20 protein-coding genes are annotated in these 20,040 nt (G+C 72.2%); 17 read left to right on the forward strand and 3 right to left on the reverse strand.

Going from position 1 to position 20,040, the window contains the following annotated elements; translation table 11 throughout:
* Window positions 1-55 precede the first annotated feature (55 nt).
* From ABZX75_RS13200 to glmM, 5 genes are all read left to right on the forward strand, one after another.
* Entirely contained in the window at window positions 56-1,675 is a 1,620-nt protein-coding gene (locus ABZX75_RS13200; protein ID WP_355410240.1) for an ATP-binding cassette domain-containing protein, read from the forward strand.
* A 66-nt stretch (window positions 1,676-1,741) separates the two neighbouring features.
* A complete protein-coding gene (locus tag ABZX75_RS13205) occupies window positions 1,742-3,040 on the forward strand; it encodes a glycosyltransferase family 87 protein (RefSeq protein ID WP_355410241.1) in 1,299 nt (432 codons plus the stop codon).
* 238 nt (window positions 3,041-3,278) lie between these two features.
* The gene (rplM, locus tag ABZX75_RS13210) at window positions 3,279-3,722 is read left to right on the forward strand and encodes a 50S ribosomal protein L13 (RefSeq protein WP_355410242.1); all 444 of its coding nucleotides are present in this window, start codon (window positions 3,279-3,281) and stop codon (window positions 3,720-3,722) included.
* 42 nt (window positions 3,723-3,764) lie between these two features.
* A complete protein-coding gene (gene rpsI / locus ABZX75_RS13215) occupies window positions 3,765-4,286 on the forward strand; it encodes a 30S ribosomal protein S9 (RefSeq protein ID WP_355410243.1) in 522 nt (173 codons plus the stop codon).
* 134 nt (window positions 4,287-4,420) lie between these two features.
* Entirely contained in the window at window positions 4,421-5,779 is a 1,359-nt protein-coding gene (glmM, locus tag ABZX75_RS13220) for a phosphoglucosamine mutase (protein ID WP_355410244.1), read from the forward strand.
* 13 nt (window positions 5,780-5,792) lie between these two features.
* On the opposite strand, the gene ABZX75_RS13225 is transcribed toward glmM, so the two are convergent.
* Together ABZX75_RS13225 and coaA are read right to left on the reverse strand one after the other, a co-directional pair.
* The gene (locus ABZX75_RS13225; RefSeq protein ID WP_355410245.1) at window positions 5,793-6,761 is read right to left on the reverse strand and encodes a DUF389 domain-containing protein; all 969 of its coding nucleotides are present in this window, start codon (window positions 6,759-6,761) and stop codon (window positions 5,793-5,795) included.
* Between the two features lie 25 nt (window positions 6,762-6,786).
* The gene (coaA, locus tag ABZX75_RS13230; RefSeq protein ID WP_355410246.1) at window positions 6,787-7,782 is read right to left on the reverse strand and encodes a type I pantothenate kinase; all 996 of its coding nucleotides are present in this window, start codon (window positions 7,780-7,782) and stop codon (window positions 6,787-6,789) included.
* A 345-nt stretch (window positions 7,783-8,127) separates the two neighbouring features.
* Here coaA and ABZX75_RS13235 point away from each other — a divergent pair, with 345 nt between their 5' ends.
* The 8 genes from ABZX75_RS13235 to ABZX75_RS13270 all read left to right on the forward strand — a co-directional run bounded on the left by ABZX75_RS13235 (window position 8,128) and on the right by ABZX75_RS13270 (window position 16,609).
* Window positions 8,128-8,886, forward strand: a complete 759-nt coding sequence (locus tag ABZX75_RS13235) for a hypothetical protein (protein WP_355410247.1) — start codon at window positions 8,128-8,130, stop codon at window positions 8,884-8,886.
* A 118-nt stretch (window positions 8,887-9,004) separates the two neighbouring features.
* Window positions 9,005-10,852: a glutamine--fructose-6-phosphate transaminase (isomerizing) gene (glmS, locus tag ABZX75_RS13240; RefSeq protein ID WP_355410248.1), complete on the forward strand. Its 1,848-nt coding sequence runs from the start codon at window positions 9,005-9,007 to the stop codon at window positions 10,850-10,852.
* A 78-nt stretch (window positions 10,853-10,930) separates the two neighbouring features.
* Complete coding sequence (locus ABZX75_RS13245; protein ID WP_355410249.1) at window positions 10,931-11,299, forward strand: holo-ACP synthase; 369 nt, start codon at window positions 10,931-10,933, stop codon at window positions 11,297-11,299.
* Between the two features lie 35 nt (window positions 11,300-11,334).
* Window positions 11,335-12,849: an NAD(P)H-hydrate dehydratase gene (locus tag ABZX75_RS13250; protein ID WP_355410250.1), complete on the forward strand. Its 1,515-nt coding sequence runs from the start codon at window positions 11,335-11,337 to the stop codon at window positions 12,847-12,849.
* Between the two features lie 532 nt (window positions 12,850-13,381).
* Complete coding sequence (alr, locus tag ABZX75_RS13255) at window positions 13,382-14,518, forward strand: alanine racemase (RefSeq protein ID WP_355410251.1); 1,137 nt, start codon at window positions 13,382-13,384, stop codon at window positions 14,516-14,518.
* Between the two features lie 19 nt (window positions 14,519-14,537).
* Window positions 14,538-15,761 carry an alpha/beta hydrolase gene (locus tag ABZX75_RS13260; RefSeq protein ID WP_355410252.1) on the forward strand — a complete coding sequence of 408 codons (1,224 nt, stop codon included), beginning with the start codon at window positions 14,538-14,540 and terminating at the stop codon, window positions 15,759-15,761.
* Complete coding sequence (gene tsaE / locus ABZX75_RS13265) at window positions 15,712-16,278, forward strand: tRNA (adenosine(37)-N6)-threonylcarbamoyltransferase complex ATPase subunit type 1 TsaE (protein WP_355410253.1); 567 nt, start codon at window positions 15,712-15,714, stop codon at window positions 16,276-16,278. Before ABZX75_RS13260 ends, tsaE begins: the two co-directional genes overlap by 50 nt.
* A gap of 115 nt (window positions 16,279-16,393) precedes the next feature.
* On the forward strand, window positions 16,394-16,609 hold the full coding sequence (locus ABZX75_RS13270) for a hypothetical protein (protein WP_355410254.1): 216 nt from the start codon (window positions 16,394-16,396) through the stop codon (window positions 16,607-16,609).
* 39 nt (window positions 16,610-16,648) lie between these two features.
* On the opposite strand, the gene ABZX75_RS13275 is transcribed toward ABZX75_RS13270, so the two are convergent.
* A complete protein-coding gene (locus ABZX75_RS13275; RefSeq protein ID WP_355410255.1) occupies window positions 16,649-17,206 on the reverse strand; it encodes a L,D-transpeptidase in 558 nt (185 codons plus the stop codon).
* 136 nt (window positions 17,207-17,342) lie between these two features.
* On the opposite strand from ABZX75_RS13275, the gene tsaB reads away from it, so the two are divergent.
* Genes tsaB through ABZX75_RS13295 form a run of 4 tightly spaced genes read left to right on the forward strand, consistent with a single transcriptional unit; the run spans window position 17,343 to window position 19,951 of the window.
* Window positions 17,343-18,020, forward strand: a complete 678-nt coding sequence (gene tsaB / locus ABZX75_RS13280; protein WP_355410256.1) for a tRNA (adenosine(37)-N6)-threonylcarbamoyltransferase complex dimerization subunit type 1 TsaB — start codon at window positions 17,343-17,345, stop codon at window positions 18,018-18,020.
* 32 nt (window positions 18,021-18,052) lie between these two features.
* Window positions 18,053-18,532, forward strand: coding sequence for a ribosomal protein S18-alanine N-acetyltransferase (gene rimI / locus ABZX75_RS13285; protein WP_355410368.1), 480 nt, complete (start codon window positions 18,053-18,055; stop codon window positions 18,530-18,532).
* Entirely contained in the window at window positions 18,525-19,673 is a 1,149-nt protein-coding gene (tsaD, locus tag ABZX75_RS13290; RefSeq protein ID WP_355410257.1) for a tRNA (adenosine(37)-N6)-threonylcarbamoyltransferase complex transferase subunit TsaD, read from the forward strand. The genes rimI and tsaD overlap by 8 nt, the downstream gene beginning before the upstream one ends.
* Window positions 19,673-19,951, forward strand: a complete 279-nt coding sequence (locus ABZX75_RS13295) for a hypothetical protein (RefSeq protein ID WP_355410258.1) — start codon at window positions 19,673-19,675, stop codon at window positions 19,949-19,951. Before tsaD ends, ABZX75_RS13295 begins: the two co-directional genes overlap by 1 nt.
* The last annotated feature ends 89 nt before the right edge of the window (window positions 19,952-20,040 follow it).

A 20,040-nucleotide genomic window follows, 5' to 3' on the forward strand; every position in this document is an offset into this window, starting at 1 on the left:
GATCCACCGCTTATGGGTTTGGGCCCCGGCCTGACGGGCGGCGACAATGCCCGGCATGGGACATCTCGAAGCCAGCCATCTGGAGTACTACCTTCCCGACGGGCGGGTACTGCTCCCCGACGTCTCCTTCCGCGTGGGGGAGGGGGCGGTGGTCGCCCTGGTCGGGGCGAACGGGGCCGGCAAGACCACCCTGCTGAAGCTGATCTCCGGGGAGCTCCAGCCGCACGGCGGCGGCGTCACCCTCAGCGGCGGGCTCGGCGTGATGTCGCAGTTCGTGGGCTCCGTGCGGGACGAGACGACCGTGCGCGACCTGCTGGTGTCGGTGTCCCAGCCGCGGATCCGGGAGGCCGCGAAGGCCGTGGACCGGGCCGAGCAGCTGATCCTCACGGTGGACGACGAGGCCGCCCAGATGGCGTACGCGCAGGCGCTCAGCGACTGGGCCGACGTGCAGGGTTACGAGGCGGAGACCCTGTGGGACGTCTGCACCACGGCCGCGCTGGCGATCCCGTACGACACCGCGCAGTTCCGCGAGGTGCGCACGCTGTCCGGCGGTGAGCAGAAGCGGCTGGTACTGGAGGCGCTGCTGCGCGGGCCGGACGAGGTGCTGCTCCTCGACGAGCCGGACAACTACCTGGACGTCCCGGGCAAGCGGTGGCTGGAGGAGCAGCTGAAGGCCACCCGCAAGACCGTGCTGTTCGTGTCGCACGACCGGGAGCTGCTGTCCCGCGCGGCCGAGAAGATCATCAGCCTGGAGCCGAGCCCGACGGGCACGGACGTGTGGGTGCACGGTGCGGGCTTCTCGACCTACCACGACGCCCGCAAGGAGCGCTTCGCCCGCTTCGAGGAGCTCAAGCGGCGCTGGGACGAGGAGCACGCCCGCCTGAAGGCGCTGGTCCTGCGGCTGCGCAACCAGGCCGCGAGCAGCCCCGACATGGCCTCGCGGTACCGGGCGATGCAGACCCGCTTCCAGAAGTTCGAGGAGGCCGGCCCGCCGCCGGAGCCGCCGCGGGAGCAGGACATCCGGATGCGGCTCAAGGGCGGCCGTACGGGTGTGCGCGCCCTGACCGTCGAGAACCTGGAGCTGACCGGCCTGATGAAGCCGTTCTCGCTGGAGGTCTTCTACGGGGAGCGGGTCGCGGTGCTCGGCTCGAACGGCTCCGGGAAGTCGCACTTCCTGCGGCTGCTGGCGGGCGAGGACGTCAAGCACACCGGCACGTGGAAGCTCGGCGCGCGGGTGATCCCCGGCCATTTCGCGCAGACCCACGCCCATCCCGAGCTGTTCGGCCGCACGCTGGTCGACATCCTGTGGTCGGAGAGTGCCAAGGACCGGGGCGCGGCCATGTCCGTACTGCGGCGGTACGAGCTGGAGCGCCAGGGCGACCAGCCCTTCGAGAAGCTCTCGGGCGGCCAGCAGGCGCGTTTCCAGATCCTGCTGCTGGAGCTGGCGGGGACCACGGCCCTGCTGCTGGACGAGCCGACGGACAACCTGGACCTGGAGTCGGCGGAGGCGCTGCAGGACGGGCTGGAGGTGTATGACGGCACTGTGCTGTGCGTCACGCACGACCGGTGGTTCGCGCGCACATTTGACCGTTACCTGGTCTTCGGTTCGGACGGTGTTGTGCGGGAGACTCAGGAACCCGTCTGGGACGAACGTAGAGTCGAGCGGAAGCGCTAGGGGGAGACCACCCCCTCGGCCGAGTGAGGGGGAGTCGTTGTGGGGCTGCGGCCTAACATCTGGCTGATGAAGTGGGAGAAGCAGACCACCCGTGTCCAGATCTCCGGGAAGCGGGTCCCCGGGCAGCAGACCTCCGGCAACCGGCTGGTCGACTGGCTGCTGCGGCCGGCGCCCCGGTCCTGGCAGGCCGTATCGCTCGCGGTGCTCCTCGGGATCGCCGTCTCCACGAGCCTGAGGGCGAACTGGGGCTCGGACAACGCCTTCGTCGTGAAGGCGGCCCAGGCGCTGCTGGCCGGCGGCTCCCCGTACGAGGACAAGCGCTTCCTCTACCTCCCCAGCGCCGTGCTCATGGCGGTCCCGGAGGCGCTGCTGCCGCAGCCGGTGCTGCGCTGGGTGCTGCCGCTCGGCATGTCCGGGCTGCTGGGGATCGGCTGGTGGGCGGCGCTGAGGCTGTTCTCGGTGCCCCTGCGCTCACGCTTCGCGGTGGGCGGGCTCGCGCTCCTCGCCATCGGCTACAAGCCGTACGTGAACCTCGTACTGATCGGGAACTGGACGGCCATCTCGGCCGCCGCCCTGCCCGTGGCGCTGCTGCTCGCGCACCGGCGGTCGTGGGGGGCCGCCGGGCTGGTGGTCGGGCTGGCGATCGCCTGCAAGCCGATGCTGGTGCCGATCGCGCTGCTCTTCCTCCTGGCCAGGCAGTGGCGGGGGCTGGCCGTGGCCGTGCTGGTGCCGCTGGGCCTTTCGCTGGCGGGCGCGCTGATGATGCCGAGCCCGTCGCTGTTCTTCACCAAGACGCTGCCCTTCCTGCTCCAGGGGCAGGACGCGTACGCGCTGCCGTGGGACGCGTCGCCGATCGCCGTGCTGCCGCGGCTGGGAGTTCCGGCGCCGCTGGCGGTGCTGGTCGCGGGGGCCGGGGCGCTGGGCGGGCTGTGGGCGGCCTGGGCGCGGTGGCGGCGTACCGATGAGAGGGACGGGGGAGAGCTGAGGCTGACGGAGACCGCCTGCATGGTGATGCTCGCCGCATTTCTGGTCTCGCGGCCGTCCTTCGACCACTACCTCCTGGTGGTGCTGCCGCTGCTGCTGGCCTCGGCGGTGCGGCCGGACTCGATGCCGCGCTCGCCCTGGTTCTGGGCGGCGCTGGGGCCGCAGGTGGCGGGTATTCCGTGGCCCTCCGAGCTGGAGGCCAAGCGGCGCGCGTTCAAGGACTGCTTCACTCTGTGCGGGCTCGCGGGCGTCCTGATGCGGCGCTGCCTGGGCCGGGAGCGGGTTAACCTGGAAAGCGTACGAACCGCAGGGACCGTGCGCGGGCCCGGATCGGAGCGCGCCGAAGAGTCCGCCCAGGCGGCCTCACAGTCGGCGTTTTGACCCGTCCGGGGCATCGCGGGTATCCTGCTGGTTCGTTATGCGTATTGGCTTGCTCATTCTCACGTGAAAGGGCCTTACGCCGGTCCACCGGGCCGATGACCAGCGGTACACACGGGTTGCGTCCCCGTTGTGGACCAGGGCTGTCGTGATCGTCCGTGGTGGCCTTGTCAGGACCCTTCCCCTTGGGCCTCGCGGCTCTGGGGAGAACCCATCACTGAAGAAGCGAAGGCATACGACCGTGCGTACGTACAGCCCCAAGCCCGGCGACATCTCGCGCCAGTGGCTCGTCATCGACGCCCAGGACGTTGTCCTCGGCCGTCTGGCGACCCAGGCCGCTGCCCTCCTGCGGGGCAAGCACAAGCCGACTTACGCCCCCCACATGGACATGGGCGACTTCGTCATCATCGTCAACGCCGACAAGGTGCACCTGTCCGGCAACAAGGCGACCCAGAAGATGGCGTACCGTCACTCCGGCTACCCGGGTGGTCTCCGCAGCGTCCGCTACGACGACCTTCTCGCGAACAACCCGGAGAAGGCTGTGGAGAAGGCCGTCAAGGGCATGCTCCCCAAGAACACCCTGGGCCGTCAGATGCTCTCGAAGCTGAAGGTCTACTCGGGCGACCAGCACCCCCACGCTGCCCAGCAGCCGGTGCCGTTCGAGATCACCCAGGTCGCGCAGTAGTTCCGGCCACCCCCTAAGACGTAGAAAATTCTGAGGAGCATCGTGGCCGAGACCACCGCCGAGACGACCCCCGTCGACGAGTTCGAGGGCAACGTCGAGGAGTACACCAGCGAGTCCGAGGTCGTCGCCGAGGGCGACTACACCTCCGAGTCCCTTGCCGGCCGCTTCGGCGACCCCCAGCCGGCCGCCGGCCTGGGCCGTCGCAAGAACGCCATCGCCCGCGTCCGGATCGTTCCGGGCACCGGCAAGTGGAAGATCAACGGTCGCACCCTTGAGGACTACTTCCCCAACAAGGTGCACCAGCAGGAAGTCAACGAGCCGTTCAAGCTCCTTGAGCTGGACAACCGCTACGACGTCATCGCCCGCATCGCGGGTGGCGGCGTCTCCGGCCAGGCCGGCGCCCTGCGCCTCGGCGTGGCCCGCGCGCTGAACGAGGCGGATGTCGACAACAACCGCCCGGCGCTGAAGAAGGCCGGCTTCCTTTCCCGCGACGACCGTGCGGTCGAGCGCAAGAAGGCCGGTCTCAAGAAGGCCCGTAAGGCTCCGCAGTACAGCAAGCGTTAATCTGCGCCTGCTGTTCTGCACGAAACCGCCCCGGCAGCACTCTCTGTGCTGCCGGGGCGGTTCGTTTACCGCCATAAGCGGCAAATACCTGTCACATGCGGTCACAAGCGAAGCGTGAACTCGGGAGGACAACAGTGGGACGACTTTTCGGGACGGACGGTGTACGCGGCGTCGCCAACGCGGATCTGACGGCTGAGCTCGCGCTCGGTCTCTCCGTGGCGGCTGCCCACGTACTCGCCGAAGCGGGCTCATTCGCGGGCCACCGGGCGACCGCCGTCGTCGGCCGCGACCCGCGGGCCTCCGGCGAGTTCCTGGAGGCCGCCGTCGTCGCGGGCCTCGCGAGCGCGGGCGTGGACGTCCTGCGCGTCGGTGTGCTGCCCACCCCGGCGGTGGCGTATCTCACCGGGGCGCTGGGCGCCGACCTCGGCGTGATGCTCTCCGCCAGCCACAACGCCATGCCCGACAACGGCATCAAGTTCTTCGCGCGGGGCGGTCACAAGCTCGCCGACGAGCTGGAGGACCGGATCGAGTCCGTCTACGAGGAGCACCGCACCGGCGCCCCCTGGGACCGGCCCACCGGCTCGGGCGTCGGCCGCATCTCGGACTACGACGAGGGCTTCGACAAGTACGTCGCCCACCTCATCGGAGTCCTCCCCAACCGCCTCGAAGGCCTGAAGATCGTCCTGGACGAGGCGCACGGCGCCGCGGCCCGCGTCTCGCCCGAGGCCTTCGCCCGCGCCGGTGCGGAGATCATCACGATCGGCGCCGAGCCCGACGGCCTGAACATCAACGACGGCTGCGGCTCCACCCACCTGGGCCTGCTCAAGCAGGCCGTCATCGAACACGGCGCCGACTTCGGCATCGCGCACGACGGTGACGCCGACCGCTGCCTGGCGGTGGACGGCTCCGGCGCGGAGGTCGACGGCGACCAGATCCTCGCGGTGCTGGCGCTGGCCATGCGCGAGGCGGGGCAGCTGCGCGAGAACACGGTGGTCGGCACCGTGATGTCGAACCTGGGCTTCAAGCTGGCCATGGAGGGCGAGGGCATCCAGGTCGTGCAGACCGGGGTCGGCGACCGGTACGTCCTGGAGTCGATGAAGCAGCACGGCTACGCGCTGGGCGGCGAGCAGTCCGGCCACGTGATCATCCTCGACCACGCGACGACCGGTGACGGCACGCTGACGGGCCTGCTGCTGGCGGCGCGGGTCGCGGCCACCGGCCGGTCCCTGGCGGACCTGGCGGGCGTCATGCGGCGGCTGCCGCAGGTGCTGATCAACGTTCCCGACGTGGACAAGTCCCGCGTCACGACCTCGGCCGAGCTGGCCGCGGCGGTGGTCGACGCCGAGCGCGAGCTGGGCACCACCGGGCGGGTGCTGCTGCGTTCGTCCGGTACGGAGCCGCTCGTACGGGTGATGGTCGAGGCCGCCGACATCGAGCAGGCCCGCGCGGTCGCCGGGCGGCTCGCGGACGTCGTGAAGTCGGCGCTGGGCTAGGGCGTCCCGCGCATCAGGGCTTGATCGTGCCTCGTGGCGCATCCGGCGACCGGATCATCCGGTTCTGCTGGGTGCGCCACAGCAGTTTCTGGAACACGAGCGTCAGGGTGCCCGCGAACATGATCCCGCCCAGGTTCAGCAGCAGCTGCTCGGCGGAGCCCCACATCTGGCCCACCTCGCCGTAGCTGAGCGCCACGGCGGCGTTGGCCGCGGCCGGGACGGTGGTCACCGAGATGGCCACGCCGACCAGGGCCCCGGACTTCGCCGACGTCAGGGACAGCACCCCGGCCACGCCGGCCAGCAGGGCGACGATGAAGGAGAACGGGTCCGGCTGCCAGATGAAGCTCGTGTTCGGGCGCGGGTCGTCGAGCATGCCCTGGTCGAACTGACCGAGGGAGTCCATCAGCAGGCTGAACCCGGTGGTCACCAGCATCGCCACCGCGAAGCCCACCAGCAGGGCGATCAGTGAGCGCGCCGCCAGCCGTGCCCGGCGCTGGACCAGGCCGGTGCAGACGCCGGCGACCGGGCCGAACTCCGGGCCGACCGCCATCGCGCCCACGATCAGGATCGCGTTGTCGAGCACCACGCCGCAGGCCGCGATCATCGTCGCGAGGGACAGGAACGTCAGATAGGTGACGGAGAGGGTCGACTCCTCGTGGGTCGCATCGGTCAGCTGCTCCCAGATCACCGCGTCCGCGGCCTCGCCCGGAGCCTCCCGCTCGGCCCGGTCGGCCGTTGTGGACAGGGACAGGTCGATGTTCTCCACGGCGATGGAGCCGAGCTCGTCCACCTTGATGGAGCGGAGCTCGGCGAGCAGCTCGTCGGCGGACTCGCGGGCCACGTCGCACAGGACCACATCGCCGACCGGGTCGCGGGCAGCGCCCGTCAGGACGGCCAGATGGGTGGTTCCGACCGTCTTGTCGATCAGCGCCACCACCTCGTCGGTCAGGTGGTGCGGGGTGATCATCCGCAGATGCAGCATGCCCGCACCCTAGCCAACCGGCCCGCTAGAGCTTGCGCAGGCTCAGTTTCTGCACCTTGTGATCGGGGCCCTTGCGGACGACCAGGGTGGCGCGGCCGCGGGTGGGGGCCACGTTCTCCAGCAGGTTGGGCTTGTTGATGGTCCGCCACATCGTCTGTGCGTACTCCATGGCCTCCTCCTCGGAGACCTGGGTGTACTTGCGGAAGTAGGAGAAAGGATTCTGGAAGGCGGTCTCGCGCAGCTTCCGGAAGCGGCCCAGGTACCAGCGCTCGATGTCCTCGGGGCGCGCGTCCACGTACACGCTGAAGTCGAAGTAGTCCGCGAGGCCGACGCGGGTGCGCCCGTCCGTGCCGGGCAGGGCCGGCTGCAGGACGTTGAGGCCCTCGACGATGAGGATGTCCGGGCGGCGTACGACGAGCTCCTCGCCCTCGACGATGTCGTAGATCAGGTGGGAGTAGACCGGGGCCCTGACCTCGTCCTTGCCGGCTTTGATGTCCGCGACGAAGCGGGTGAGCGCGCGGCGGTCGTAGGACTCCGGGAAGCCCTTGCGCGAGGTGAGGCCGCGCCGCTGGAGCTCCTTCATCGGGTAGAGGAAGCCGTCGGTGGTGACCAGCTCCACCCGGGGGTGCTCGGGCCAGCGGGCGAGCAGGGCCTGGAGCAGACGGGCCACGGTGGACTTGCCGACGGCGACGGAGCCAGCGACCCCTATGACGAAGGGGGTGCCCTGCTGGGAGCCGTGGCCGTTGCCCGCGTCGCCGAGGAAGGTGTTGAGGGTGCCGCGGAGGTTGCTGGTGGCGCCGACGTAGAGATTGAGCAGGCGGGAGAGAGGGAGGTAGACGTCCCGGACCTCGTCGAGGTCGATGACGTCACCGAGGCCGCGCAGCCGCTCGACCTCGTCGGCGGTGAGGGGGAGCGGGGTCCGCTCGCGCAGGGCGCTCCACTCGGCGCGGGTGAGGTCGACGTAGGGGGAGGCGTCGGGGGCCCGGCGTGCTGCGTGCCCGGCCCGGCCGGTGCGCTCCATTGCGCTGTCCGGCGTGCTGCTTCGTGGCGGCGAAGTGATCACACCTGCCATTGTCGTGGCTGGAAGGCGGTCGTGGGTGGTGTGGTCGGTCACGTGCGGGACGGACGGGCGGACGTGGAGGGGGGTGGGACGGGCGTCCGGGTGGTTGTACGCGGCCGGCATCGGTTGGGGGGGCCTGCGGTCTCGTGACGATCACGATTGCGGGCGGGAGCGAAAAATGCCGGTGGGGTGATCGAACGGCACCGTACATTTGCTGATCATCGCTGCTCCGATGCGCACCGTGCTCCGGCCGGGCGCTGGCTGGGCTGCCCTGCCGCTGTTCTTTTCCACGGGGGAGACCTTTTCGTGCGTACCGCTCTTGTCCGTCGTACCGTCCTGACCGCGTCCGCGGTGTCCCTGGCCGTGCTCGCCACCGCGTGCGGCGAGTCGGGCAAGACCGACGCGAAGCCGTCCGCCAGCGCTCCGGCGACGTCGGCCGCGCCGGCCGCCAAGGGCAAGACGGACGCGGAGATGGCGGCTCTGGTCGTCACCCAGGCGGAGCTCCCGGACCAGCTGGTCTCGGCTGAGGGCGCCGCCAAGGCCGCCGCGGTGGCGACCGAGCCCGACAACGCCGCCTGCAAGCCGCTGGCACAGATCCAGTCGGCCCAGAAGATCGGTCCGGCCGTCGGCACAGGCCGTACCGCCGCCAAGGCCAAGCCCAAGGAGCTGCCCGCCGGCGCCTCCGCCGAGGACAAGGTGGAGGCCGGCCTGATGGCGCTCGGCGGGGACCAGACCCTGGTCACCGTCTCCTCGTACGACGGCAAGGGCGCCGACGAGGCCTTCGCCTCCGTCAAGGCCGCGGGCGCGGCGTGCGCCGGCGGGTACACGGTGACCTCCGAGGGTGAGAAGACCAAGCTCGACAGCGTTACCCCGGGTGCCGCCGTCACGGGCGGTGACGAGGCCGCTTCCTACACCGTGGTCATGGACCTGGAGGACGGGGACAAGTCCACCGGCCACCTCGTGGTGGTGCGCAAGGGCAACGCCCTGGCCACCTTCTACACCTGGGGCCTCAAGGCCGCTCTCCCCAAGGGCATCGTCGACGCGCAGGTCAAGAAGCTGGTCTGACCTGCCCGCTGAGTCGTTCGAACAGTCGTCAACCCCGCTCCGGCGCATTCGCCGGAGCGGGGTTTTCGTCGTGTCCGGGTACCCGGCCCGCAGCCAACTACGGCGTACGCTGCGGCCTATGTGCGGAATTGTGGGTTACGTGGGAGCGCAGTCGGCGCTCGATGTGGTCATCGCCGGACTCAAGCGGCTGGAGTACCGAGGCTACGACTCGGCGGGCATCGCCGTGCTCGCCGACGGGGAGCTCGCCAGCGTCAAGAAGGCCGGCAAGCTCGTCAACCTGGAGAAGGAGCTGGTCGCGAACCCGTTGCCGGCCGGCTGCACGGGCCTCGGTCACACCCGGTGGGCGACCCACGGCGGGCCCACCGACGTCAACGCCCATCCCCACCTGGACAACTCCGGCCGGGTGGCCGTCGTGCACAACGGCATCATCGAGAACTTCGCCGTCCTGCGCGCCGAACTGGCCGAGCGCGGACACCGGCTGGAGTCCGAGACGGACACCGAGGTCGTGGCGCACCTGCTGGCCGAGCGCTTCTCGGTCACCCGGGACCTCGCGGAGGCCATGCGGCAGGTGTGCCGGCGACTGGAAGGGGCCTTCACCCTGGTCGCGGTGCACGCCGACGCACCGGACGTGGTGGTCGGTGCGCGCCGGAACTCGCCCCTGGTGGTGGGCGTTGGAGAGGGTGAGAACTTCCTCGCCTCGGACGTGGCCGCGTTCATCGCCCACACCCGGTCCGCGATCGAGCTGGGGCAGGACCAGGTCGTCGAACTCCGCCGCGACGGGGTCTCGGTGACCGACTTCGACGGTTCGCCCGCGTCCGTGCGGGCGTACCACGTGGACTGGGACGCCTCGGCGGCCGAGAAGGGGGGATATGACTACTTCATGCTCAAGGAGATCGCCGAGCAGCCGAAGGCTGTCGCCGACACCCTCCTGGGCAGGATCGACGCGAGCGGCTCGCTGACCCTGGACGAGGTGCGCATCCCCGTCTCGGTGCTCAGGGAGGTCGACAAGGTCGTGATCGTGGCGTGCGGTACGGCGTACCACGCGGGCATGATCGCGAAGCTGGCCATCGAGCACTGGACCCGCGTCCCGTGCGAGACGGAGCTGGCGAGCGAGTTCCGCTACCGCGACCCGATCCTGGACCAGCGGACGCTGGTGGTCGCGATCTCGCAGTCCGGCGAGACCATGGACACCCTGATGGCGCTGCGGCACGCCCGCGAGCAGGGGGCCAAGGTGCTGGCCATCTGCAATACGAACGGGTCGACGATCCCCCGCGAGTCGGACGCCGTGCTGTACACGCACGCCGGCCCGGAGGTGGCCGTCGCCTCGACCAAGGCGTTCCTTACGCAGCTGGTCGCCTGCTATCTGGTCGCGCTGTACCTCGGCCAGGTGCGGGGCACCAAGTGGGGCGACGAGATCGAGGCGGTGATCCGCGAGCTGTCGGACATCGCCGCCGCGGTGGACACCGTACTGGAGACCATGGAGCCGGTACGGGAGCTGGCGCGGTCACTGGCCGACAAGAACACCGTGCTGTTCCTCGGCCGGCACGTCGGGTACCCGGTGGCACTGGAGGGCGCGCTCAAGCTCAAGGAGCTGGCGTACATGCACGCCGAGGGCTTCGCGGCGGGCGAGCTCAAGCACGGGCCGATCGCGCTGATCGAGAAGGACCTGCCGGTGGTGGTGGTCGTGCCGTCGCCGCGGGGCCGGTCGGTGCTCCACGACAAGATCGTGTCCAACATCCAGGAGATCCGGGCGCGCGGGGCGCGGACCATCGTGATCGCGGAGGAGGGCGACGAGGCGGTCGTACCGTACGCCGATCACCTGATCCGGATCCCGGCGACGCCGACGCTCCTGCAACCGCTGGTGGCGACGGTGCCGTTGCAGGTGTTCGCCTGCGAGCTGGCGACGGCGCGGGGCAACGAGGTGGACCAGCCGCGTAATCTTGCCAAATCGGTGACTGTGGAGTGAGCCAAGCGAGCGGATCAGGCCGCCGATCCACCGGCACATTCGTGGCTGCGGAGTCAGCGGAACAGTAGGGCTGTTGCTGTGATCATCGGCGTGGGTATCGACGTGGCGGAGATCGACCGGTTCGCCGCGGCGCTGGAGCGGACGCCGAATCTGGCGCAGCGACTGTTCGTCGACGAGGAATTGACGCTGCCGACCGGCGAGCGGCGCGGAATCGCCTCGCTCGCCGCGCGGTTCGCCGCCAAGGAGGCACTCGCCAAGGCGCTCGGCGCGCCCGGCGGAATGCTGTGGACCGACGCCGAGGTGTACGTCGAGACCACCGGACAGCCGCGGCTGCGGGTGTGCGGGACGGTCGAGGCCCGGGCCGTGGCCCTGGGCGTCAAGTCCTGGCACATCTCGCTGAGCCACGACGCGGGAGTCGCCTCCGCCGTGGTGATCGCCGAGGGATAGGGCCCGTCCGGGGCCGCGTCGGGCAGGCTGGTCCCATGCGTACTGCTTACAGCGTGGAGACCGTACGGGCCGCCGAGCGGGAGTTGATGGCCGTGCTGCCCGAAGGCGCCCTGATGCGGCGGGCGGCGGCCGGGCTGGCCACCGTCTGCGCGGGGCTGCTGACCCGGCGCCGCGGACGGGTGTACGGGGCGCGGGTCGCGCTGCTCGTCGGGCCCGGGGACAACGGCGGCGACGCGCTGTACGCCGGGGCGCGCCTCGCCCGGCGAGGGGCCGCGGTGACGGCCGTGCCCATGGACCCCGGGCGGATGCACGCGGGCGGGCTCGCCGCGCTGCGGGCGGCCGGCGGGCGGGTGGCCGAGCGGGTGCCGGCGCGGGCGGACCGGGTGGACCGGGTGGACCTCGTGGTGGACGGGCTGCTCGGGATCGGCGGCCGCGGCGGGCTGCGGCCGGCGGGCGCCGCGCTGGTGGAGCAGATCCCGCAGGGCGTCCCCGTTGTGGCGGTCGATCTGCCGAGCGGGGTGGACGCGGACACGGGGGAGGTGCCGGGGCGGGCGGTGGCGGCCGATGTGACGGTGACCTTCGGGGCGTACAAGCCCGGGCTGCTCATCGACCCCGGGGCCTCGCTGGCGGGCGCGGTGCACCTGGTGGACATCGGGCTGCCCCTGGCGGGTGCGGATGCCGGGGCGGGTGCGGGTTCGGATGCGGATGCCGGGGCCGGGGCGGGGGCTCGGCCCGGGGCGGTGGCCGAGGCTTTGCAGCACGCCGACGTGGCGGGGCTGCTGCCCGTGCCGACGGCGTCGAGCGACAAGTACCGGCGGGGCGTGGTCGGGATCGTCGCCGGGTCCACGCAGTACCCGGGCGCGGCGGTGCTGGCCGTGGCGGGAGCCCTGCGGGGCGGCGCGGGCGCCGTGCGGTACGTAGGACCGGCGGCGGAGGCGGTACTCGCGCGGTTCCCCGAGACGCTGATCGGGCGCGGACGCGTGCAGGCGTGGGTGGTCGGACCGGGGCTGGGGGAGGGGCGCGGCGGGCAGGTCGCGGACCTGCTGGCGCAGGACGTTCCGGTTCTGGTCGACGCGGACGGACTGCGCGGACTCGACGCCGGGCTGCTGCGGGCCCGGTCGGCCCCGACCCTGCTGACCCCGCACGCGGGGGAGGCGGCGGCGCTGCTCGGGGTGCCGAGGGAGTCGGTGGAGGCGGGGCGACTGTCCGCGGTGCGGATGCTCGCGGAGCGGTACGGGGCGGCGGTGCTGCTGAAGGGCTCGACGACGCTGGTGGCCTCCGGCGGCGCGGGCTCGCCCGTACGGGTGAACCCGACGGGGACGCCCTGGCTGGCTACGGCCGGGAGCGGAGACGTGCTGTCCGGGCTGACGGGGGCGCTGCTGGCGGGCGGGCTGTCCGGTGCGGACGCGGGGGCGGTGGGGGCGTATCTGCACGGGCTGGCGGGGAGGCGGGCGGCGTCCGGAGCGCCGGTGCTCGCGCAGGAGGTGGCGGATTCCCTGCCGGAGGCTTGGAGGGGCGTCTGCGGTGGCCCTGCGGTGGCCGTGCGGTGACCGTGCCGTGCGCTGACCGGGCGGGGCGGGGCGGTGCATGCGAGGCGGTTGGTGCGCGCGGGGCGGGGCGGGGCATGCGAGGCGGTTGGTGCGCGCGAGGCCGTGCGGCGCCTGCGGGGCCTGTGGTGCGCGCGGTGCGGTGCCTGCGGGCGGTGCGGTGCGTGCGGTGCGGTGCCTGCGGGGACGGGTGGTGCGCGCGGTGCGGTGCAGGCGAGGCGGGTGGGGCGCCGCTGCTGGGGCTCCGCCCCGGACCCCGCGCCTCAAGCTCCCCCAGTACCTCCCCCCAGTACCTCCCCCCAGACTCCGTCCGGGGGACCCACTCGGAGGTGCCCCCTGACGGGCGGAATGAGGCGCCTCACTGGATGGGTGCGCCGCACAGGCCGGCGGGGCAGGCGGATGCCGAGCCGGGCTGCGGGATGCCGAGCCGGGCGGGCCCGGCTGGGGTGCAGAGCCGGCTGGGGTGCCGAGGGGGTGGAGCGCCCCGGAAAGGGCCTGAGCTGGGGTGGGTGGGGGTTCTGAGAGACTGGGGGGGATGAACGAGACACCGACGCGCGTGTACGCCGAGATCGATCTTGACGCCGTACGGGGAAACGTACGCGCACTGCGCGAGCGGGCGCCCCGGGCCGAGCTGATGGCCGTCGTCAAGGCGGATGCCTACGGGCACGGGGCCCTGGAATGTGCGAAGGCCGCCCGGCAGGCCGGCGCCAGCTGGCTCGGGACCGCCACCCCCGACGAGGCCCTCGCGCTGCGTGCCGCCGGGATCGGGGGCCGGATCATGTGCTGGCTGTGGACCCCCGGCGGGCCCTGGCGGGAGGCGGTCGAGGCCGACGTCGACGTCTCCGTGAGCGGGATGTGGGCGCTGGACGAGGTACGGGCCGCCGCGCGCGCCGCCGGGCGTACCGCGCGCGTCCAGCTCAAGGCCGACACCGGACTCGGGCGCAACGGCTGTCAGCCCGCCGACTGGGAGGAACTGGTCGGAGCGGCCGTCGCCGCCCAGGCCGAGGGCACCGTCCGCGTCACCGGCGTCTGGTCGCACTTCGCCTGCGCCGACGAGCCGGGGCATCCCTCCATCCGGCTTCAGCTGGGCGCCTTCCGCGACATGCTCGCGTACGCCGAGAAGGAGGGCGTCGAGCCCGAGGTCCGGCACATCGCCAATTCGCCGGCCACGCTCACGCTGCCCGAGTCCCACTTCGACCTGGTGCGCTGCGGGATCGCCGTCTACGGGGTCTCGCCCGCGCCCGAGCTCGGGACGTCCGCCCAGCTGGGCCTGCGCCCCGCCATGACCCTCAAGGCATCCCTGGCCCTGGTCAAGACCGTGCCCGCGGGCCACGGAGTGAGTTACGGGCACCACTACGTCACCGACCGCGAGACGCGTCTCGCGCTGATCCCGGCGGGTTACGCCGACGGCATCCCGCGGCACGCCTCCGGCCGCGGCCCGGTGCTCGTCGGCGGGAAGCTGCGGCAGATCGCCGGGCGCGTCGCCATGGACCAGTTCGTGGTCGATCTGGGCGACGACCCCGCCCGGGTCGGGGACGAGGCCGTGATCTTCGGTGATGCCGGGCGCGGCGAACCCACCGCCGAGGACTGGGCTCAGGCGGCACACACCATCGCGTATGAGATCGTCACCCGTATCGGTAGTCGAGTGCCCCGGGTGTACCTGGGCGGCTGAGCGGAGCGAGGGCGGCGGCGTGGGCGAGAACTGGCGCAAGGCCGGCTGGGCCGGCGCCGCCATCGGCGTGCTGGCCGCGGGTGCGGCCGCCGGTGTCGCGGTCGAGCGGATCACCGTCGGGCGCGGCATGCGGATGAAGGCGCGCCTCGCGCTCGACGCCGCCGGGGACTACGGATCCCTGCGCGGGACCGAGGGGCGCTGCAGGGCCGACGACGCCACCGAGCTCTACTACGAGATCGACGAGATCGAAGAGATCGACGGCGTCGACGGCGTCGACCCGCTCCCGGGCGACGGCAAGAGGCGGCTGCGGCGCAAGGCCGGGGCCCCGGCCCCCGCACCGGCCACGGTCGTCTTCTGCCACGGCTACTGCCTCGGCCAGGACTCCTGGCACTTCCAGCGTGCCGCCCTGCGCGGAGTGGTCCGCTCCGTGTACTGGGACCAGCGCAGCCACGGCCGCAGCGGGCGCGGCCTCGCCCAGGCGGACGGCGAGCCGGTGACCATCGAGCAGCTGGGCCGCGACCTGAAGGCCGTCATCGACGCCGCCGCGCCCGAGGGCCCGCTGGTCCTGGTGGGTCACTCGATGGGCGGCATGACCGTCATGGGACTGGCCGAGCAGTTCCCCGCACTGGTGCGCGACCGCGTCGTGGGCGTGGCCTTCGTCGGCACCTCCAGCGGCCGCCTCGACGAGGTGACGTACGGGCTGCCCGCCGCCGGGATGGGCGCCGTACGCCGGTTCCTGCCGGGCGTGCTCAAGGCGCTCGGCACCCAGGTGGAGCTGGTGGAGAAGGGCCGCAGGGCCACCGCCGACCTCTTCGCCGGCATGATCAAGATGTACTCGTTCGGCTCCCGCGAAGTGGACCCGGCCGTCGCCCGCTTCGCGGAGCGGCTCATCGAGGCCACCCCGATCGACGTGGTCGCCGAGTTCTACCCGGCCTTCCAGACCCATGACAAGGGCACCGCGCTCCGGCGGCTCGCGGACATCCCCGTCACCGTCATCGCGGGGGACCGGGACATGATCACCCCGCTCGCGCACAGCGAAGCCATCAAGGACGCGCTGCCGGGCGCCGAACTGGCCGTCCTGGAGTCCGCCGGGCACCTGATGATGCTGGAGCGGCCCGAGACCGTGACACGGCTGCTGACGGAGCTGCTGGAGCGCGCCGGGGTGGTGCCCGCAGCGACTAACGTTGGGCCGCATGGAAGAAGTACCGCTGGAAGTGCGGCGCGGCCAGGCGCCGGCAGCTGAGGCCGGATTCCCGGCCGAGACCCTGATCACCGTCGACTCGCCGGAAGCGATGCGGGAGTTGGGCCGCAGGATCGCCGGCCTGCTGCGCCCCGGCGACCTCGTGCTGCTGACCGGCGAGCTGGGGGCGGGCAAGACCACCCTGACCCGCGGCCTCGGTGAGGGCCTGGGCGTGCGGGGAGCCGTGACCTCGCCGACCTTCGTGATCGCCCGCGTACACCCCCCGCTGGGTGAGGGGCCGGCGCTGGTGCACGTGGACGCGTACCGCCTGGGCGGCGGGCTGGAGGAGATGGAGGACCTGGACCTCGACGTCTCGCTGCCCGAGTCCGTGGTCGTCGTGGAGTGGGGCGACGGCAAGGTGGAGGAGCTCTCCGACGACCGGCTGCACGTGGTGATCGGGCGGGCGGTGGGCCACGAGGAGGTCCTGGACGACGTACGGCAGGTCGTGGTGCGCGGTGTCGGGGCGCGCTGGGCCGGTGGGGCCGGGCTGGAGGAGCTGGCCGCCGCCCTTCCGGGGTAAACGTACCGACAACTCGTCGGGAAGATATTGCGCTGGTGGCGGCGCGCGTGGTCCCATGGTACCGAGCGTTTCTTAGGTATGCCTAAGTTCGGCGTCCCGGGCCCAGGAGGCAGTCATGTCGGCACCAGCAGGAGCACAGCGCGAGCCACGCCCGTCCGCCGTGTCGATGCGGGCGCTGCTCGCCGCGGGCGTGGCCGCCACCGCCGTCTCGACGCCGCCCGCGCGGGCCCACGTACCGGAGGGCGACGAGCCCGTCGAGGCCGCCCGCCCCGCCGCACTCGGGGCCGACGCCGACACCGGACAGGCCGCTCCGGAATCCGAAGCGGCCTGAAGCTGGGTCCCCCGTACGGGTGAGAGTGAACCGGGGCTTTCAGGGGAGGACGACGACCTTCGAGTTGATCGTCGCGAAGGCCCACATGGCGTCGGCGTCGGCCCGCGACATGCGGACGCCGCCGGTCTTCATGTTGGGATCGGGCTCCGGCGTCGAGCCGTCCACGCGGGCGCTGAAGCCGACCGCCACGCCGTCCGTGACGGCGAACCGTACGACGTGCTCGATCGGCACCCCGTCCGATCCGGTGACCGCGCCCGAGCGCGAACCGACCGTGTAGGTCCCCGGCTTCGGGTGCACCGTGCTCGGCATCACCGGGAACGACTTCGGCTCCTGCCCGGCGTCGCCCACCAGCCACACCCGCTTCTGGCTCACGGAGTACACGACACGCACCCCGGTGCCCGAGCCGGCCGGTACGGGCACCGGCTTGGACGGGTCCTGCTGGACGGCGGGCTGGCTCGGCGCGGGGGCCGGCGCCTGCGGAGCCGCCTGCGCGGGGCGCGCGGGCGCGGTCGCGGAGGCCTGGTAGCCGAGGAAGCCGACGGCGGCGAGTGCCGCGACGGTGAGCCCGGCCACGATTCCCGAGCTGCTGCGTGCCACCTTGCTCCACCTCTCCGCGCTTGCCCTGCACAACCTGGAGGGGCGCCTCGGCGGGTACCCCGGTCGAAAGGTAGCAGCCGGGGTCCGTCCTGACCGGCCGCAAGGGCTCGGCGGGTGGGAGTCGTAGGCTGTTCGCGTGCTCTTGCTCGCTGTAGATACCGCCACGCCCGCCGTCACCGTCGCTCTGTACGACGGCGAGACCGTCCTCGCCGAGTCGCATGAGATCGACGCCCGCCGCCACGGGGAGCTGTTGCTGCCCTCCGTGGACAGGGTGCTCGCCGAGGCCGGGCTGAAGCTCGACGCCGTCACCGGCATCGTCGTCGGCGTCGGCCCCGGCCCCTATACCGGGCTGCGCGTCGGCCTCGTGACCGCCTCCACCTTCGCCGCCGTGCTCGGCGTGCCCGTGCACGGCCTGTGCACCCTCGACGGCCTCGCGTACGCCGCGGGGACCGCCGGGATCGAGGGACCCTTCGTCGTCGCCACCGACGCACGGCGCAAGGAGGTCTACTGGGCGCGGTACGAGGACCCCCGCACGCGCGTCGGCGAGCCCGCCGTGGACCGCCCGGCCGACATCGCCGAGCAGGTCGCCGGGCTGCCCGCGGTGGGCCAGGGCGCGTACCTGTACCCCGGGGTGTTCCCGGACGCGCGGGCGCCCGAGCACCAGTCGGCCGCCGCCCTGGCCGCGCTGGCCGCCGAACGGCTGGCGGCCGGTGTGGCGTTCGAGAACATCGAGGGCCTCAGCCCGACCCCCCTCTACCTGCGCCGCCCCGACGCGCAGGTGCCCAAGAACTACAAGGTGGTCACCCCGCAGTGACGGCCGCCGCTGACCTCGTCGTGCTGCGTGAGATGCGCTGGTGGGACATAGAGCCCGTGCTGGAACTGGAGCGGGAGCTCTTCCCCGAGGACGCCTGGTCCGCCGGGATGTTCTGGTCCGAGCTCGCCCACGCCCGCGGGCCGCGCGCCACCCGGCGCTACGTCGTCGCCGAGGACGAGACCGGCCGGCTGGTCGGCTACGCCGGGCTGGCCGCCGCCGGCGACCTGGCCGACGTACAGACCATCGCGGCCTCCCGCGACCAGTGGGGCACCGGGCTCGGCGCCCGGCTCCTGACCGACCTGCTGCGCGCCGCCACCGCCTTCGAATGCGCCGAGGTGCTGCTGGAGGTGCGCGTGGACAACACCCGCGCTCAGAAGCTCTACGAGCGCTTCGGATTCGAGCCCATCGGCTTCCGCCGCGGCTACTACCAGCCCGGCAACGTCGACGCGCTCGTCATGCGACTGACCGACCCCGCACAAGCAAGAAGTGAGAGCAGTGAGAGCAATGGCTGACGAACCGCTCGTCCTCGGCATCGAGACCTCCTGCGACGAGACCGGCGTCGGCATCGTCCGGGGCACCACCCTGCTCGCGGACGCGATCGCGTCGAGCGTCGACGAGCACGCGCGCTTCGGCGGAGTCGTGCCAGAAGTCGCCTCCCGGGCGCACCTGGAGGCCATGGTCCCGACCATCGAGCGCGCCTTGAAGGAGGCCGGGGTCAGCGCCCGCGACCTCGACGGCATCGCGGTCACGGCCGGACCCGGACTGGCGGGCGCCCTGCTGGTCGGCGTCTCGGCGGCCAAGGCCTACGCCTACGCCCTCGGCAAGCCGCTCTACGGCGTGAACCACCTCGCCTCGCACATCTGCGTGGATCAGCTGGAGCACGGGCCGCTGCCCGAGCCGACGATGGCGCTGCTGGTGTCCGGCGGGCACTCCTCGCTGCTGCTGGCGCCCGACATCACCTCCGACGTACGGCCGCTCGGCGCGACCATCGACGACGCGGCGGGCGAGGCCTTCGACAAGATCGCCCGCGTGCTCCAGCTGGGCTTCCCCGGCGGTCCGGTCATCGACCGGCTCGCGCGCGAGGGCGACCCGAAGGCGATCAACTTCCCGCGCGGGCTGACCGGGCCGCGCGACGCGGCGTACGACTTCTCCTTCTCCGGGCTGAAGACGGCCGTCGCCCGCTGGATCGAGGCCAAGCGGAACGCCGGCGAGGAGGTGCCGGTGCGTGATGTGGCGGCGTCCTTCCAGGAGGCCGTGGTCGACGTGCTGACGCGCAAGGCCATCCGGGCGTGCAAGGACGAGGGCGTCGACCACCTGATGATCGGCGGCGGGGTGGCGGCCAACTCCCGGCTGCGGTCGCTGGCGCAGGAGCGGTGCGACGACGCGGGGATCATCCTGCGGGTGCCGCGGCCGAAGCTGTGCACGGACAACGGTGCGATGGTGGCCGCGCTGGGCGCGGAGATGGTCAAGCGGAACCGGCCGGCCTCGGACTGGAGCCTGTCGGCGGACTCCTCGCTGCCGGTGACGGACCCGCACGTGCCGGGCGTCGCCCCCTCCGAGCCGCACTCCCACTCCCACTCCGGCGCATCGGGTCACTCCCACACGCATGATCATGACCACGTGCACGAGCTGAGCAAGGACAACCTGTACTGATGGGCACGGTCGCGCTGATGTGGGAGGCCCGGGCCGCCGACGGCCGGGGCAGCGAACTGCTGGAGTGGGCCCGCGCGCAGATCCTTGCCCGGGAGCCGGTGCGCCGCGAGGTGTTCCGGGCCCCGCAGGACCGGGTGCTCGTGATCACCTGGTGGGAGACGGACGAGGGGGTCCAGGCGGATCTGCCCGAACTCCCCGAGCCCGCAGCCGACTTGATCGCGCGCGCGGTGCACCGCTGGCGGTTCGAGTCGGTGGAGACCGGGCCGGACGCGCTCTAGAGCCTCCCCGGCGCCGGCCCCGGCCCCGGGCCCGTCCGCCGGCCCTGCGCCCCGGCGGGGGAGTCCGGCGTGCCCGGAAGGTGGAGCTA

The sequence above is a fragment of the Streptomyces sp. NPDC003038 genome, from assembly GCF_040611115.1.
GTDB lineage: Bacteria > Actinomycetota > Actinomycetes > Streptomycetales > Streptomycetaceae > Streptomyces.

Coding starts and splice junctions, on each gene's coding strand:
- ABZX75_RS13295 (WP_355410258.1), top strand. CDS start 19,673: ATGGGCACGGTCGCGCTGATGTGGGAGGCCCGGGCCGCCGACGGCCGG.
- ABZX75_RS13205 (WP_355410241.1), top strand. CDS start 1,742: ATGAAGTGGGAGAAGCAGACCACCCGTGTCCAGATCTCCGGGAAGCGG.
- ABZX75_RS13270 (WP_355410254.1), top strand. CDS start 16,394: ATGTCGGCACCAGCAGGAGCACAGCGCGAGCCACGCCCGTCCGCCGTG.
- ABZX75_RS13200 (WP_355410240.1), top strand. CDS start 56: ATGGGACATCTCGAAGCCAGCCATCTGGAGTACTACCTTCCCGACGGG.
- glmS (WP_355410248.1), top strand. CDS start 9,005: ATGTGCGGAATTGTGGGTTACGTGGGAGCGCAGTCGGCGCTCGATGTG.
- coaA (WP_355410246.1), bottom strand. CDS start 7,782: ATGGAGCGCACCGGCCGGGCCGGGCACGCAGCACGCCGGGCCCCCGAC.
- tsaE (WP_355410253.1), top strand. CDS start 15,712: ATGGAAGAAGTACCGCTGGAAGTGCGGCGCGGCCAGGCGCCGGCAGCT.
- ABZX75_RS13225 (WP_355410245.1), bottom strand. CDS start 6,761: ATGCTGCATCTGCGGATGATCACCCCGCACCACCTGACCGACGAGGTG.
- ABZX75_RS13250 (WP_355410250.1), top strand. CDS start 11,335: ATGCGTACTGCTTACAGCGTGGAGACCGTACGGGCCGCCGAGCGGGAG.
- rimI (WP_355410368.1), top strand. CDS start 18,053: ATGCGCTGGTGGGACATAGAGCCCGTGCTGGAACTGGAGCGGGAGCTC.
- alr (WP_355410251.1), top strand. CDS start 13,382: ATGAACGAGACACCGACGCGCGTGTACGCCGAGATCGATCTTGACGCC.
- tsaD (WP_355410257.1), top strand. CDS start 18,525: ATGGCTGACGAACCGCTCGTCCTCGGCATCGAGACCTCCTGCGACGAG.